Below are 16,237 nucleotides of genomic sequence, written 5' to 3' on the forward strand. Positions count from 1 at the left end.
AGCGGAACGATCATCGATCGAGGGGGTTTTTCTTGCGTGCGAACGCAGTAATCGCCACTGTGGCACTCGCCGCCGTCGCCTGGGCGACGCCGGCCGCCGCGGACGTCCTGCCCGACCGGGCCCAGGCCGTTTCGCTGCTGGAGACCGGCGGACCCGGCGTCAGCCGCGCCGCCGAAGCGGCACTGCTCGGCTCAGCCGCCGACCTGCAGACCTTCCTGACCACCGGCCAGTTCCGGGCGAAGAACGACGACGACCGCGTCCTGGTCAACCAGGCCATGGCGAGCGGCGGCCCGGTCACCAAGCGCGCCGCCCAGCAGGCGCTGGACGGTACCGTCGAGGACATCCGGGCCTTCCTCGCCACCGGGCTGCCCCAGGCGCGGATCGCGGACGACCGGATCGCGGTCGGCCAGGCCATGAACACCGGCGGCCCCACCGTCAACGCCCGGGCCCAGAAGGCCCTCGACGGCACGGCCGCCGACGTCCGCGCCTTCCTCGAGACCGGCCTGCAGCAGGCGCGCGACACCGACGAGCGGATCACCGCCAACCAGGCGCTCGCCGCCGGCGGTCCCGAGGTCCAGGCCGCCGCGCAGGCCGCGCTCGACGGCACCCCGGACGACGTCCGGTACTTCCTCTCGCTGTGGCGCCAGGTCGCCGCGAACGGGGACGCCGAACTCGCCGCGCTCCAGGCGCAGGTCGACTACGGCAAGGCCGCCGCGGCCAACCACAGCGCGATCGGCGTCCGGCTGGCCCGCAGCCGCGCCACCACCATCGCCTCGGACGCGCGCCAGGCGAACACCGACCGGCTCGCCGGCCAGCGGGCCCAGGCCCAGCACGACGCGCAGGTCGCGGCCGGTGCGGCCGCCGACGCCGAGCAGCAGGCCCGCGACGCCGCCGCCCGCGCGGCGCAAGCCAAGGCCGACAACGACCAGCTGCTCACCGCCGCGGCCGACCCGGCGCTGACCGTGCCGAACGGCCGCCGTGCGGCGGCCTACCTGCTGCGAAACGGCAGCCCCGCCGTCAAGAACGCGGCTCACGTCGCGCTGAGCGGTTCCGACGACGACGTCGTCACCTTCGTGCGCAGCGGGCTCGCGGCCGCGCAGGAGACCGACGACCGGGCCGCCGTGGCGGCGATCGCGGCCGACCCGAAGGCGCGCCCCGGGCTGCGGCAGGCCGCCCGTGACGCGCTCGCCGGGCCGTACGCCGGCGTCGCCGCGCTGCTCGCCACCGGCGACTACCCGGGCCGCGACACCGACGACCGCGTCGAGGTCAACCAGATCATGGCGGCCGGTGGCCCGTCGACGAAGCCGGCGGCGCAGAAGGCGCTGGACGGCACCGTCGCCGACGTCCGCGAGTTCCTCGCCCACGGGCAGTACGTCGCGCACCTGATCGACCTGCGCGTCTACGCGACCCGGACGTTGTCCGAGGGCCCCGAGGTCGAGGCCGTCGCGCAGGGCGTCCTCGACGGGCCGGACTCGTTCCTGCAGCCGTACCTGGACGGTGGCCTGGCGAAGGCGCGAGCGCGTGACGCCTTCACCGCGGAGCACGTCGCCAAGGTGAACGCGCTCCTGGCGCAGCTGCCCTGACCGCACGGCGAAGGTTGTCGGACCCTGGCGGTAGTCTCGCGGCGTGGCTCTCGCGCTGTACCGCAAGTACCGTCCGGCGACCTTCGCCGAGGTCGTCGGTCAGGAGCATGTGACCGATCCCCTCCGCACGGCGTTGGCCGCCGGGCGGATCAACCACGCCTACCTCTTCTCCGGCCCGCGCGGCTGCGGCAAGACGTCGAGCGCGCGCATCATGGCGCGCTCGCTGAACTGCGTCGAAGGCCCCACCCCGGACCCGTGCGGGAAGTGCAACTCCTGCAAGGCGCTCGCGCCCGAGGGGTCGGGCAGCGTCGACGTCACGGAGCTGGACGCGGCGAGCCACGGTGGTGTCGACGACGCCCGCGAGCTGCGGGACAAGGCGTTCTACGCGCCGGCCGAGTCGCGCTACCGCGTGTTCATCATCGACGAGGCACACATGGTCACCACGCAAGGCTTCAACGCCCTGCTGAAGATCGTGGAAGAGCCGCCGGAACACGTCATCTTCATCTTCGCCACCACCGAGCCGGACAAGGTGCTCACCACCATCCGCTCGCGCACGCACCACTACCCGTTCCGGCTGATCCCGCCGAGCTCGATGCGCGCGCTGCTGGAGCGCAACATCGCGGCGGAGGGCGTCGAGGTCGAGCCGTCGGTGTACCCGCTGGTCATCCGCGCGGGCGGCGGGTCGGCGCGTGACACGCAGTCGGTGCTCGACCAGCTGCTCGCCGGCGCCGGGCCCGAAGGCGTGTCGTACAGCCGGGCGGTGGCGCTGCTGGGCGTCACCGACGTCGCGCTGATCGACGACATGGTGGACGCGCTGGCGACCGAGGACGCGGCGACGGTGTTCGGCACGGTCGAGAAGCTCGCCGAAGCCGGCCACGACCCGCGCCGGTTCGCCACGGACCTGCTCGACCGGCTGCGCGACCTGGTGCTGCTGCGCGCGGTCCCGGATTCCGCGGGCGGGCTGGTGTCCGCGCCGGAGGAGGAACTGACGCGGATGGTGGCGCAGGCCGAGCGGATCGGCCTGGGAACGCTGTCGCGTTACGCGGATATCGTCCACAATGGACTCCTGGAGATGCGGGGCGCGACTTCTCCGCGGCTCGTGCTGGAGTTGCTGGCCGCCCGGATGCTGCTGCCGTCGGTGACGGACGCGGAGAAGGCGCTGCTGGCCCGCATCGAACGGCTGGAGCGCCGCGCGACGGCTCCGGCCGCCCCGGTCGAGGGTGGCGTCGAGCCGCCGATGCGGGCGACGGCGGAGGGGAAGTTCTCCCGTCCTTCGCAGCGCGCGGCTTCGGCTGGGCCCGCGCCGGTGGCGGAGGCGGCTGAGCCCGCGCCGTCGGCCGCGCCTCCGGCTGCTTCGGCCGGCAGTGCCGCCGCTTCGGCGGGCGCTGGTGCCGTGACTTCGGCTGCCGCAGCTTCGGCGGCTGGCCCTCAGTCCGCGGAGAGCGGCACGTCCGCGTCCGGCACTCCGGCCGCGCCGCCTTCCGACGGCGGCTGGAGCACCCCGCGCACCCCCGGCGGCGGCACGCCGGCCCCCGCCGCGCCCGCTCCTGCGGCACCCGCGCCCGCCGTGGCTGCCGCACCCGCTGCACCCGCGCCTGCGGCGGACGGCGCGATGGACGCCGCCGCGATCCGGAACATCTGGCCGCAGCTCATGACCGCGTTGCGCAAGTTCACCGGCGGGCGCAGCCTCGAAGCGATGCTGACGCAGGCCACAGTGGCGAGCGTCGAGGGACACGCCCTCACGCTCACGCACAAGTCCGAGCCCCTGTCCCGCCGCCTCTCCGATCAGGACAACGCGCGCAAGATCGCCGGCGCGCTGTCCGACGTCCTGGGCGGCGACTGGCAGGTCCGCTGTGTCCACGGCAACGCCCCGGCGGCCCCCGCCGCCCGCGCCCAGCAGGCGGCACCGGCTCCGGAGCGCTCGTTCACCCGCCAGTCCGCGGCAACGGCCGCCCCGCCCGCCGCCGCGGCCCCGGCCCGGCCCGCGACCCCGCCGCCGCCCGTGCGCCCCAAGGTCGCGACGAGCGAACCGGACATCCCGCTGCCCCCGGAACCGGCCGACGAGGACGACGAGGACCTCTACAACGAGGACGCCAGCCCGGCCCCGCCGCCGCCCCCACCGCCGCCGGACCAGGACCCGGACGAGCTGGCCCGCAAGCTCATCTCCGACCACCTCGGCGCCCGCCCGCTGGACTGATCGCCTGACCGCCGTCAGGACGCCCAGGGACCGATCCCGGTGACGCGGTCGGCGGTGATCCGCACGATCACCGCCGTCGGCGGGCCTGGTTGCCGAGCAGGTGCTTCTCGACCCCGAGGCAGCGCTGCGCCTGGCGGTCCAGCAGGTAGTGCGGCAGCCCGCGGGCGTCGACGCCGTCGTGGCGGCTCAGGAAGCCAGGTAAGCCTCGATCGCCGCGGCGATCGACGCGGCGAACTGCTGACGCCCCGCCGCGCTCGTCATCCGGGCCGCTTCCGCCGCGTTGCGCATGTTGCCGCACTCCACCAGGGCGGCCGGGCGGGTGGAGAGGTTCAAGCCGCCCAGGTCCCCGCGGGCCGACAGGCCGTTGCCGCCGATGTAGTTCGCCGTGCTGAAGCCGCCCGTGCGCATCGTGTCGCGCAGGACCTCCGCCAGCCGGAGGGAGGGCGGGCCCTGTGACTCGTTCAACGGCGGGGACGAATACGCGACGTGGAAGCCGTTCGCGCCGGCCGCCGTCGAGCCGTCGGCGTGGATCGAGACGACGGCGTCCGCGTTCGCCTCGTTGCCGATCGCCGCACGGCGGTCGACGCAGGGACCGACGCCCGTGTCGTCCTGTCGCGTGTAGACGACCCGGATCCCCTTGGCCGCCAACGCATCCCCGACCCGGTGGGCGACGTCGAACGTGAACGCGTGCTCCGGGTAGCCCGCGTTGGTCGCGGTGCCGGTGGTGTTGCACGGCTTGGTCTGGCCGCGCCCGGCGGGCACCGGGCGGTTGATCTCCGCCGGGTGGGACGCGTTGCCGCCGTTGTGCCCCGGGTCGAGCACGACGACCTTCCCCGGCGCGGGGGCCACCACCGAAGACGGCGCCGAGGTGGACGGCGGGGGCGGTGGGGTCACCGTCGTCGGCGTCGGCGTGACCGTCCGCGTGGTGACGGGAGCCGGTGCCGGGGCCGCCGGGGTCCCGTCGGAGCAGCCGGTGAGCAGCAGGGCACCGGCCAGCAGGGGTGGGGCAATCGCGCGTCGCACGGCGACCACGGTGCCACAGCCCGGCGCCCCGCGTGGCGCGACTACCCTGGTGGGGACACAGGCGTGCAGAGAGGACCGAGTGCGATCATGGTGCAACCCGGCGGCGGTTTCGACATTTCCCAGCTGATGCAGCAGGCCCAGCAGATGCAGCAGAAGCTCGTCGAGGCCCAGGAGGAGCTCGCCAACACCGAGGTCACCGGCACGGCCGGTGGCGGGCTGGTCACCGCGACCGTCTCCGGTGACAGCCAGCTGAAGAACCTGCAGATCGACCCGAAGGTGGTCGACCCGGACGACGTCGAGACGCTGTCCGACCTGATCGTGGCGGCGGTCCGCGACGCGTCGGCGAGCGCGCAGAAGCTCACCGAGCAGAAGCTCGGCCCGCTGGCCGGCGGCCTCGGTGGCGGTGGCGGCATGCCGGACCTCGGCGCCCTCGGCTTCGGCGGCTGACGAACTTGTACGAAGGTGTCGTCCAGGACCTGATCGACGAGCTCGGGCGGTTGCCCGGGGTCGGGCCGAAGAGCGCCCAGCGGATCGCGTTCCACCTGCTGGCCGCGGACCCGGCGGACATCTCGCGGCTGCAGGACGTCCTCGGCAAGGTCAAGGAAGGCGTGCAGTTCTGCGAGATCTGCGGCAACGTCTCCGAGCAGCCGACCTGCCGCATCTGCCGCGACGAGCGCCGCGACCTCACGGTCATCTGCGTGGTCGAGGAGCCGAAGGACGTCCTGGCCGTCGAGCGCACGCGCGAGTTCAAGGGCCGCTACCACGTCCTGGGCGGCGCGCTCGACCCGTTGTCGGGCATCGGCCCGGAGCAGCTGCGGATGCGCGAGCTGCTCAAGCGGCTCGGCGAGCACGACATCAGCGAGATCATCATCGCGACCGACCCCAACACCGAGGGCGAGGCCACGGCGACGTACCTCGTCCGGATGCTGCGCGACTTCCCCGGCCTGTCGGTGACGAGACTCGCCTCGGGTCTCCCGATGGGCGGCGACCTCGAGTTCGCCGACGAGCTGACGCTGGGCCGCGCGCTTTCGGGCCGCCGGGTGCTCTAGGCCGATCGACGGAAGATCACCCGGAACCCGGTGCCGCGGGTAAAGAATCATTGACCTGCGGCTGATGCGCGCTTAATGTCCATCGCGGCGTCCGGGGAGGGATGCCGTAGCGGCTGCACGGTCCCCTTCGGTGGCACCGTTTTCCCCGGGCGAACGACGTTCGCCGACCGGGGGGATGGACCGCGATGAAGCCGAGATCGTCGTCGAGACGGGGAATCGGGCTCTGGCGGAACACGGCGATCGTCGTGTTCCTCTTTTCGTTGCTGGCGGGGCTCGTCTCGCCACCGGCGCTCGCCGCCGACCCCGACGACCCCCCGGCGGTCCTGACCGACCGGGCCCGGACCGTCGCGGCGTGGCGCACCGGTGGCCCCGGCGTCAAGGAAGCGGCCGTGGCCGCGCTGGCCGGGACCGACGACGCCGTCCGGCAGTTCCTGTCCACCGGCCTCGCGAGCACCACCGCGCAGGACGACCGGGTGCAGGTGGCGCAGCTGCTGGCCACCGCGGGACCGGCGCTGAAGACGGCCGCGCAGGCCGCGCTGTCCGGCACCCCCGAGGAGATCAAGGCCTTCCTCACCACCGGCATCCGCGCGCCGTGGGAACAGGACACGCGGGTCCGGATCGCGCAGCTGATGGCCGTCGGCGGCCCCGGCGTGAAGGAAGCGGCCCAGGCGGCGTTGAACGGCACCGTCGCGGACCTCTCGCGGTTCGTGCTGTCGGGCCACGACACGGCGCTGGCGCACGACGAGCGCGTGCTGGCCGCGCAGATCCTCGCGGTCGGCGGGGCGGAAGTGAAGCGTGCCGCCCAGATCGCGTTGTCCGGCACGCGCGAAGAGCTGCAGGAATTCCTCGAGACCGGCCAGTACGCGGCCCGGGAGCGGGACGGCGAAGTCGCGACCGTGGCCGGCCTCGCGGCGGCGGCCAAGGAGGAAAGCGAGCGCGCGGCGACCGAAACGACGCTCGCGAAGCAGGCGTCGGAGCGGGCGGTCCAGGCCGCCGACCTGGCTCGCCAGGCTGCCGAAACGGCGGCGGCGGAGACGGCCGCGGCCAAGGACGACTCGGTCAAGGCGGCCAACGCGGCGGGCCGGGCGGCCGACGCCGCGACGCGGGCCGCCGCGGCCGCGCGGGAGGCCATCGGCGCGGCCAACGATGCGACGCAGGCAGCCAAGGTCGCGGCCACCGCCGCCCAGCGCGCGGCCGTGGCGGCGGTGCTCGCCGGGCGGGCCGCGGGTGCGGCGCAGCGCGCGGCGGCGGACGCCCGGACCGACGCCGGCAAGGCGGACGACGCGCGCAAGGCGGCCATCGGGGCTCGTCAGGCGGCGGCCAGCGCCCGGCTCGCGGCGGACGCCGCGGTGGCGGTCGGCGACGCGGCCCGGGCGGCGGGCGCGGCGGTGCAGGCGGCGTCCTCGGCCGCCGCGAACGCGCAGAAGGCAGGCAATGCCGCCGACGCGGCCGCCGGTCAGTCCGCCGCGGCCGGGGCGCAGGCCGAGCGGGCCAAGAAGGCCGCGGCCGACGCCAAGCGAGCGGCGTCGCGGGCCACCCGCGCCGCGAACGCGGCCGGTGCGCTGGCCGCCGAAGCCGCTTCGGCCGCGCAGGAAGCGCGGACGGCCGCCCTCAGCGCGGCCACGCACGCCGACGCGGCCGCCGCGGCCGCGGACGAAGCGGCCGCGCACGCCGGGGAAGCCGACAAGGCGGCGACGGAATCGGAAGCGCACGCCCGGGCCGCCAAGGAAGCCGCCGACGCGGCGACGGCAGCGGCCGCGCAGGCGAGCCGGACCCAGGAGGTCGCCCGCCACGCGGAGGCCGAGCGCCTGGCGACGGAGACCGACGAAGCCGTCGAGCTCGCCCAGGCCCTGCGCGCGGAAACCGAGGCGATCCCGGCCGAAGTCCTTTGGGACACCCCGGAAGCCGACCGGATGGACGCCGAGGCGAAGCGCTTGCTCGCCGAAGCCGCGGCACCCGGCGCGCCCCGCGCGACCGTGGTCACCGACGGCCGCAAGATCGCCGTCAAGCAGCTCGCGGCGGCGGGGCCGATCAGCCGGTCCCGCGCCGAAGCGGTGCTCGGCGGCTCCGACGACGACGTCGTCGAGTACATCACCGGCGGCCTGACCGCGGCCGCCTACCAGGACGACCGCGCACGGGTCGGCCACCTCGCCCAGAGCGAGAACACCGCGCTGGCGCAGGCCGCGCTCGCCGCGTTGGGCGGGACCGACGTCCAGGTCAACGAATTCCTGAAGACCCAGCCGTACGAGGGCAAGGAGCACGACGAGCGCACGGCGATCGCGCAGCTGCTCGCCGCGGGCGGCCCGGCCACGAAGGAGGCGGCGCAGGCCGCGCTCAACGGCTCGGCCGCCGACCGGCGGGCGTTCCTGCGCACCGGCCAGTTCTCCGCGGCGAAGAAGGACGACCGCATCGCCGTCGCGCAGGCGCTGGCGACCGGCGGAGCCGAGGTGAAGGCGGCGGCGCAGATCACCCTCGCCGGCCCGGACGACGAGCTGCGCGAGTTCCTGCAGGTCGGCAAGGCCCAGGCCCAGCGCCGCGACCAGGACACCGCGGCGCACGTCGCGGTCGTCGAGCGCTACGTCGCCGAAGCGGCGGCTTCCGCGGCCTCGGCCCGGGAATCGGCGTCGTGGGCGGCCGCGGCGGCGGCAACCGCCCGCCACGCGGCCGACGAGGCAGCGGGGTACGCGGAGCAGGCCCGCCGTTCGGCGACGGAGGCCGGGACGTACGCGGATCAGGCCAAGGTGTCCGCGGCTTCGGCCCAGGCCTCGGCGGAGCAGGCGGCGTTGTCCGCGAAGCAGGCGCGTCAGGCCGCCGCGACGGCGCAGCAGGCCGCGGCCCGAGCCGCGGACTCCGCGGCGAAGGCAGCGCACTCGGCGGCGGTCGCCCGCTCGATGGCCCAGTGGGCCGCGAGCGAGGCCGAAGACGCCCGGAAGGCAGCCGCTGACGCGGGCAAGAGCGCGTCGGAGGCCGCGGACGCCGCGGCCGAAGCGGTCGAGATTTTCTTGCGCACGCACAACAACGAGCAGTTGAACGGACCCCCGCAGCGCTTCCGGGCAGCCCAGTTCGAGAACGGGGTGATGGTGCTGTTCACGGATGGCACCTGCCTGGTCAACGGCCTGGTGCTGCCGTTCGCGGATTACGGGTTGTCGGCGTGCGAAGCGATCGGGCGCAACTTCGACGCGTGGATCACCGAGCACGCCGACGAGTACGACAGTGCGGATGCCGTCGGTGACGAGTTCTCGGACCTGCTGCTGCGGGAGTACTGCAACAACGGCGGTTCGTGCAGCGCGGCGCTGAAGAACCAGCTCAAGTCCCTCACCGGCTTCTTGCTGGTCAAGAAGGAAAACGGCATCGGGAAGCCGTTCGGCAGGTGGTTCGAACGGATGCTGAAACTGCGCGCGGCCGGCGTGGTCGCGGGCAAGGCGCTGATCTCCGGTCGGTCGGCCGGGGCACTGGCGGACTGGACGAGCAAGGCGTTCCAGGTCGGCGCTGAGCAGGCGCGGTTGAACAAGGACTACATCAAGCACATCCTCGAACGACACCACCCGCGGTACTGGGACGGCAGCTTCAAGGCGACCCAGACGTTCTTCGACTCGCGGATGACCATCCCGGACATCGAAGACGCGATTCGCCAAGTGCTCACCCAGAACCAGGCGAAGATCATCGCGAACGGCGGCACCAACGCCAACACGGCCATCGAAGGTGTCGTCAACGGCGTGACCTACAAAGGTACGGTCGCAGGTGGCAAGATCGTCCAATTCTTCCCGAAGTAGCAGGAGGCGCGATGGGGGCGGTAGCGCGGGTGCGGACGGTGCTCGACTTCGGCAAGCGGGACTTCCGCTTCGTCGATGTCCTGGACTGCACCGAGCTACCGCCGAAGCGGGGCGTCGACGATCCGGGTGGTGCGATCCTGTTGACCGTCAACGGGGTCGTACTGCTCGACGAAGACCTGTACTCGTCCATCGAGCTGTTGTGGATCTTCGTCGCTCAGCTCGTCGCCGACTACCGTCAAGACGGGCGTGCCGTGATGTCGTTCCCGGACCAGTCGATCGAGATCTCGCTCGATCCGGTTCCGGGGAAGCAGCTCCGGATCACGGTCGCTGGCGGCGAACTCCGCCGCACTTCGGTCGCGGGCGAAGAGGAGCTGCTTTCGGCCATCACCGTCGGCGGCGTCGAGTTCTTCGAAAAGCTCGCGGAACTGACCGGAAGGAACTTTTCGGCAGCAATAAGGCGGCTCACCGGTACCTGACCGGTGAGCCGCCCGTGAGAATGCGATCAGGCCGGGCCGGAATTGAGTTCCAGGAGCGACGAAGGCCCGTTCTGGGGGTCCGCTCCTTCGCCGACCGAAGTCCACGAGTTCTTTTCGATGTCGACCACCTTCGGGGTGCCCTTCACGAGCATCGTCGCTTTGAGGGAGTGGTCGTCGGCCTTGATGAGGTAGACCTTGGCGAGGTCGAGGCTCAGGTAGCCCTTGTTCGCCGTGACGTGGAAGCAGAACGTCGCGTCGTTCGTGCGGCTCCACACCTCGATGCGGTTCCCGCTGGTGGCGCAGTCGGTGAACAGGATGTGGCCGTCGCCCTTGAGCAGGCGGATCCCGTGCTCGGCGAAGATCTGGTCGGCGCCCGGGTAGTCGTAGTCCTCGACGATGGGCGGGGGTGTGTCGTCGGCGGCCGCGGTGGCCACGGTGGGGCCGGCGACGAGCGCGGCGGCGGTCAGAACGACTGCGCCGAATGCACTATTGACAGATTTCACGAATGTCCTCCCCTGAATTCAGGTACGGATTTTACTTGACCACCTGATAGCCAAAATGTGACATGTGTCACCGGCTGGTGCGGTAAAAAACTGTCTATCTTTCGCGATGAGCCCCGAGGGGCGGGAACTGCTTCGCGAAACTTAAGAGGGGGAACTCTGGTGGATCGCACACGAACAGCGGGAAGAACCGTGATCGGCGGTGTGCTGCTGGTGACCGGGCTGCTCGCCGCCGTTCCTGCGTCGGCGGTGTCGCACAGCTCGGTCGCCGCCGACGGGACCTACGGCTTCACCGCCAAGCTCACCATGGACGGCCGGGCCTGCAGCGGCGTGCTCGTCGCGCCGGACTGGGTCGCCACGGCCGCCAGTTGCTTCCCGGAGAACCCGCAGGGCGGGGCGCCGGCGAAAGCGACCACGGCCGTCGTCGGGCGGACCGACCTCACCGGGTCCGCCGGCCACTCCGCCGCGGTCACCGGGCTGGTGCTCGCCGCCGGGCGCGACCTCGCGCTGGCCCGGCTCGCCGCCCCGATCACCGACGTCGTCCCGATTTCGCTGTCGGCCACGGCGCCCGCGGCGGGGGAAAAGCTGCGGGTCGCCGGGTTCGGCCGCACCGACACCGAGTGGGTGCCCGACAAGCTGCACAGCGCGGTCTTCACCGCCGGGGCGAACACCGCCACCACGGCGAACCTCACCGGGGACGCCGGCGCGGACACCTGCCGCGGTGACGCCGGGGGACCGGCGTTCCGCGAGGTCTCCGGCCGCGCCGAACTGGTCGGCGTCAGCAGCGCTTCCTGGCAGCACGGCTGCTTCGGCGAGACCGAGACCAGGCAGGGCAGCACCGCGGCCCGGACCGACGACGTCGTGTCCTGGATCCGGCAGACCGTGCTCGCGCCCGTGGCGAAGGGCGTCGGGCACACGATCGTCGTGAGCTGGAACGGGTTGCCGGCGGCGGACAACGCCGGCTACGCCGTCTACGGTTCGACGACCGCGGACGTCCCGGTCGACGCGGCCCACCGGCTCACCACGACGTCGTCGCTGTCGTTCACCCAGCCGCAGCTGCCGGCCAAGCAGACGCGGTACTACCGCGTCGTCGCCACCCCGGCGGCCGGCCCGGCCAGCACGCCGACGGCGGTCGTCTCCGCCACGACTCCGCTGTCCAAGGGCACCGACTTCACCGGTGACGGCCTCGAAGACGTCGGCGCGGTGTACGACTTCAAGAACGCGCGGACCGGTCTCTACGTCTGGCCTTCGCTCGGCCCGGGTTCGGCCGAATCCCCGATCCTCGGCACTCCCGCGCTCAAGTGGGACAGCGGGAACGGCGCGGTGAACGCCGCCCAGGCGCGCTGGCTGACCGGTGACTTCAACGGCGACGGCCGCAGCGACTTCGCGATGGTCTACGACTACCTCAACAACAGCTCGACCATCTGGCTCTGGTACGCCAACGCCGCCGGCGGGTTCGACGCGCAGGGCGTCAAGTGGGACAGCGCGAACTTCTCGCCGAGCAAGGCGCGGTTCGTGGCCGGCGACTTCGACGGTGACGGCCGCACCGACATCGGCGCCGCCTACGACAACGGCAACGCCAGCATGTCGTTCCTCACCTGGCACGCCACGGCGACCGGGATCGACGCCCCGGTGACCCAGTGGACCACCGCCGCCGGGGTGTGGAACATCGCCCAGTCGACGTGGGTGGCGGGCGACTTCACCGGGGACGGCCGCGCCGACCTCGCGTCGTTCTACGACTACCGCAACAACTCGGCGAACCTGTTCCTCTGGACCGCGAACGCGGCCGGCAAGTTCGACGACAAGGGCGTGAAGTGGAACGGCCTGACCTTCACCCCGGCCAAGGCGCGGTTCGTGACCGGCGACTTCGACGGTGACGGCCGCATCGACATCGGCGCGGCCTACGACAACGGCAACGCCGACACCACGTTCTCGACCTGGCACGCGACGGGCGACGGGTTCGACGCCCCGGTTACCAAGTGGGACAGCGGTGCGGGGACCTGGTCGTGGGCCAAGTCGCAGTGGACCGCGCCGGACATCGACGGTGACGGCCGGGCCGACGTGATCGCCAGCTACGACTACGGGAACTCGAACACCGGCCTGTTCTACTGGCACACCGCCCAGAACGGCGCCCTCGAGGACCGCGGCGGCAAGTGGAACAGCAACGGGACGTTCAGCGCGGCCCAGGCCGTGTTCCTCTGACCGGCTGAGCCGGAGCGGGCCGTTCACGTTCTCGTGAACGGCCCGCTTTCTCGTTACTGGCCCCAGTTTTCGATGTCGGGGGCGCCCATGTCGGTGTTCCAGTACCAGTGGGTCAGCGTGCCGTTGGTGGAACGGCCGTAGATGTTTTCCTGGTTGTCGGTGGCGAAGCCGGTGGGGTTGGCGCCGAGGTTTCCGCCCCAGTTGTCGTGACGGGGCTGGTTGTCTTCCGGGGTCCAGTACCAGTGGCCGAGCTGGTTGTCGGGGGTGCGGGCGAAGACGTGCTGCTGGTCGTTCCAGACGTAGGCCACGGGGTTGCCCTGGATCGCGGCACCGAGCGGTTCGTCGACGACCTCTTCGTCGGGGGTCCAGTAGAAGTGCTTGAGGGTGCCGTCGGTGCCGCGGGCGAAGACGTGCTGCTGCTCCCCGAACGCGTACCCCGTCGGGTCACCGGCCAGCGTGCTGGAACCCCAGGTGCCGTAGTTCGGGTCGGCGTCGGTCGGGGTCCAGTACCAGTGCGCGAGGTGGCCGTCGGTGGTGCGGCCGAAGACGTGCTGCTGGTCGCCCCAGACGTACGCGACGGGGTCACCCGCGACCGATTGGGTCTGGGTCTCCTCCACCATCCCGGTGTCGGGCGTCCAGTAGAGGTGCTTGAGCTTCCCGTCGGTCCCGCGGGCGAAGATGTGCTGCTGGTCGCCGAACGCGTAGCCGGTGGGGTTGCCCGCGATGTCGTCGGCACCCCACTGCTCGAAGTTGGGGTCGGCGTCCGTCGGGTACCAGTACCAGTGCCCGATGGTGTTGTCGGTCAGCCGCGCGAAGACGTGCTGGGTGTCCCCGGCGACGAACGCGACCGGCTCACCGGCCAGAGCACCGGGGTAGGACTCCGATTCGATCGACTCGCCCGCGTTGTACGAGTGCAGCAGCGAGCCATCCGCACCCCGGGAGAACATGTGCTCCTGGGTCCCGTACCGGTAGGACGCCGACGCCGCGATGCTCTCGTCGCCGAGGGTGGCGCCCGGCGCCGTGCCGGAGTCGAAGCGGTAGAGGTCGTAGGTGTTCATCAGCGAGATGACCTTGTCCGCGTAGCTCGGGTCCGTGGCGTAGTGCCGGCCCACCTCGCGGATGAACGCCGCAGGGTCGTGGCGGTACGGGAGCGCGCTCGAGTAGGTCGAGCTGGTGGTGAGGAGCCGCCCGTAGTCGCGGAACGAGTTCTCCATCGAGTCGTACGAGCGGAAGTACGCGTTGACCGTGTGGCAGGGCGCCGGCACGCACTCGGTGGTCGGGTACGGCGCGCAGCCCTTCGCGAACGGGCCGGGGTTGGTCGGCGACGTGCACTTGAAGCCGAAGTAGTTCCGGTCGTTGACCGAGAGCGTGCTGCGGCCCCAGTTCGACTCCAGGATCGACTGGGCCGCCGTCACCGAGGCCGGGATGTCGAAGTCGTCGCGGACGCGCTGGGCGGCGGGGCCGGCCGCGGCGACGTAGTCGTCCTGGGCGCCGTCCTCGACGGCCGCGGATCTCATCGCGGCCGACCGCTGTTGTTCCTGCGTGGTCGTGCTCGTCCCCGGGTCGCCGGTCGTCGGCTGCCCGGCCGAAGCGGGCGCGACGAGAGCCAGCGTGCTGATCAACGCGCCGAGCCCGCCGACGGTGATCCGGGTGGTGGTGCGGGTCATGGTGTCCTCCAGGTCGTGGCGATGGGCCAAGCCTGGAAGCCCGGTCTCCAAGTCGACTCCAAGCCGCCTGCAAGTCCCGTTGAAGCGGATTTGGGGCGGACTTGAAGCCTGCCGCGACACGGTTTCCCGGCGAGTCCGCCGCACCGAGAACGGCGGAGCGTTCACCCGGGAGGAAAACCCATGACCGTCCAGCGCACCGGTGCCGTCGTCGCCGCCGTGCTCACCTCGCTCGTGCTCGCCGGCACCGCCCCCGCGATCGCCCAGACCCACCCGCTCGGCCCGGCCGCCGCGGCCGCTTACTACGACCCCGCCCACCCCGGCGCGTTACCGCACGAAGGCACCGCCGGCGTGCCGAGCCATCCGCAGGCCGCCCGGGCGATGACCTCGGTCGAAAACGGCCAGATCACGCGCTCCGAAGTGCTGACCAGATCGAGGTCGTGGATCGACGAGCACGTGATGTACAGCCAGTCCGCGTACCACACCAACCAGTACGGCACCTACCGCCAGGACTGCTCCGGGTTCGTTTCGATGGCCTGGAACCTCAGCACGAGCCTGACCACCGCGACCCTGCCGTCGCGGATGGACGCCATCGGCTGGGCGGACCTGCGGCCCGGCGACGCGTTGTGGCGCAACGGCCACATCGCGCTCTTCCTCGCCTGGAACGACGCCGCCAAGACGCAGCCGATCGTCCGCGAGGAGTTCGACTACGGCAACCCGGCGGTCGAGCGGGCGTGGACCACGCAGTCCTACATCCGCACCTTCACCCCGATGCGCTACCGCAACATCGTCGACGACATCGGCCAGCCGGCCCCGATGGGCGACGAGGGCATCGCGGCGTCGGCGTCCTACCGCTACGGCACCCAGGAGCACATGTTCTCGAAGGGCGCCGACGGGTCGCTCTTGCACTCCTACAACGCGGGCGAGTCCATCGAGTCCGAGTCCTACCTCGCGGCGCTCGCGGGTGAGCCGGTCGCCTTCGTCTCGGGCGACACCCAGCACGTCTTCGCGCGCTTGACCGACAACACGATCGGCCACTGGTACTGGTACCCGACGGACGCCGACCCCAATTTCGAGCAGTGGGGCGCGGACGACATCGCGGGCAACCCGACCGGATACACCTTCGGCGACCAGCAGCACATCTTCGCGCGGGGAACCGACGGCAAGCTCAAGCACCTCTACTGGACCCCGGACACGGGCGTGGTCGAGGAAACCCAGACGCAGAGCATCGCCGGCGACCCGGTGGCCTACGTCTGGGGCGACCAGCAGCACGTCTTCGGCCGCACCACCGACGGCCACCTGGCCCACTGGTACTGGACCCCGACCGACGCCGACCCGAACTACGGCACCTGGGGTTCCAGCACGCTGGCCGGTGACCCGACGGGGTACGCGTTCGGGGAGCAGCAGCACGTCTTCGCCCGCGGCACCGACGGCACCCTCAAGCACTTCTACTGGACCCCCGACGAAGAGGTCGTCGACGAACCGCTCGGTGCCGCGATCCAGGGCAACCCCGTGGCCTACGTCTGGAACGACCAGCAGCACGTCTTCGCCCGCACCCCCGACAACCAGCTCGGCCACTGGTACTGGACCCCGGAAGACAACCAGCCCCGTCACGACAACTGGGGCGGAAACCTCGGCGCCAACCCCACCGGCTTCGCCACCGACAACCAGGAAAACATCTACGGCCGTTCCACCAACGGCACGCTGACCCACTGGTACTGGAACACCGACATGGGCGCCCCCGACATCGAAAACTGGGGCCAGTGAACG

At 72.0% G+C, this 16,237-nt stretch carries 11 protein-coding genes; 8 read left to right on the forward strand and 3 right to left on the reverse strand.

The features are described 5' to 3' along the window. The first annotated feature begins 32 nt into the window (after nucleotides 1-32). Nucleotides 33-1,583: an ALF repeat-containing protein gene (locus tag MUY14_RS39100; protein WP_247017133.1), complete on the forward strand. Its 1,551-nt coding sequence runs from the start codon at nucleotides 33-35 to the stop codon at nucleotides 1,581-1,583. Nucleotides 1,584-1,626: 43 nt separating this feature from the next. Then, nucleotides 1,627-3,780, forward strand: a complete 2,154-nt coding sequence (locus tag MUY14_RS39105; RefSeq protein WP_247017135.1) for a DNA polymerase III subunit gamma and tau — start codon at nucleotides 1,627-1,629, stop codon at nucleotides 3,778-3,780. 186 nt (nucleotides 3,781-3,966) lie between these two features. Here MUY14_RS39105 and MUY14_RS39110 read toward each other — a convergent pair whose 3' ends face one another. Next, nucleotides 3,967-4,812: an N-acetylmuramoyl-L-alanine amidase gene (locus tag MUY14_RS39110; RefSeq protein ID WP_247017137.1), complete on the reverse strand. Its 846-nt coding sequence runs from the start codon at nucleotides 4,810-4,812 to the stop codon at nucleotides 3,967-3,969. A gap of 78 nt (nucleotides 4,813-4,890) precedes the next feature. On the opposite strand from MUY14_RS39110, the gene MUY14_RS39115 reads away from it, so the two are divergent. From MUY14_RS39115 to MUY14_RS39140, 4 genes are all read left to right on the forward strand, one after another. Continuing rightward, nucleotides 4,891-5,250 (forward strand): YbaB/EbfC family nucleoid-associated protein, encoded by a 360-nt coding sequence (locus MUY14_RS39115; protein WP_247017138.1) that lies wholly within the window; start codon nucleotides 4,891-4,893, stop codon nucleotides 5,248-5,250. 5 nt (nucleotides 5,251-5,255) lie between these two features. Then, on the forward strand, nucleotides 5,256-5,852 hold the full coding sequence (gene recR / locus MUY14_RS39120; RefSeq protein ID WP_247017140.1) for a recombination mediator RecR: 597 nt from the start codon (nucleotides 5,256-5,258) through the stop codon (nucleotides 5,850-5,852). 185 nt (nucleotides 5,853-6,037) lie between these two features. Then, entirely contained in the window at nucleotides 6,038-9,625 is a 3,588-nt protein-coding gene (locus MUY14_RS47035) for a chemotaxis protein (RefSeq protein ID WP_281506213.1), read from the forward strand. Between the two features lie 11 nt (nucleotides 9,626-9,636). After that, nucleotides 9,637-10,101: a hypothetical protein gene (locus tag MUY14_RS39140; protein WP_247017142.1), complete on the forward strand. Its 465-nt coding sequence runs from the start codon at nucleotides 9,637-9,639 to the stop codon at nucleotides 10,099-10,101. A 26-nt stretch (nucleotides 10,102-10,127) separates the two neighbouring features. Here MUY14_RS39140 and MUY14_RS39145 read toward each other — a convergent pair whose 3' ends face one another. Continuing rightward, nucleotides 10,128-10,604: a hypothetical protein gene (locus MUY14_RS39145; protein ID WP_247017145.1), complete on the reverse strand. Its 477-nt coding sequence runs from the start codon at nucleotides 10,602-10,604 to the stop codon at nucleotides 10,128-10,130. A gap of 189 nt (nucleotides 10,605-10,793) precedes the next feature. On the opposite strand from MUY14_RS39145, the gene MUY14_RS39150 reads away from it, so the two are divergent. Continuing rightward, entirely contained in the window at nucleotides 10,794-12,803 is a 2,010-nt protein-coding gene (locus MUY14_RS39150; RefSeq protein WP_247017147.1) for a trypsin-like serine protease, read from the forward strand. 53 nt (nucleotides 12,804-12,856) lie between these two features. On the opposite strand, the gene MUY14_RS39155 is transcribed toward MUY14_RS39150, so the two are convergent. Continuing rightward, complete coding sequence (locus tag MUY14_RS39155) at nucleotides 12,857-14,470, reverse strand: glucosaminidase domain-containing protein (protein WP_247017149.1); 1,614 nt, start codon at nucleotides 14,468-14,470, stop codon at nucleotides 12,857-12,859. 180 nt (nucleotides 14,471-14,650) lie between these two features. Between MUY14_RS39155 and MUY14_RS39160 the strand changes: the two genes are divergently transcribed. Continuing rightward, nucleotides 14,651-16,234: a DUF346 domain-containing protein gene (locus MUY14_RS39160; protein ID WP_247017151.1), complete on the forward strand. Its 1,584-nt coding sequence runs from the start codon at nucleotides 14,651-14,653 to the stop codon at nucleotides 16,232-16,234. The last annotated feature ends 3 nt before the right edge of the window (nucleotides 16,235-16,237 follow it).

The sequence above is a fragment of the Amycolatopsis sp. FBCC-B4732 genome (assembly GCF_023008405.1).
Lineage (GTDB): Bacteria > Actinomycetota > Actinomycetes > Mycobacteriales > Pseudonocardiaceae > Amycolatopsis > Amycolatopsis pretoriensis_A.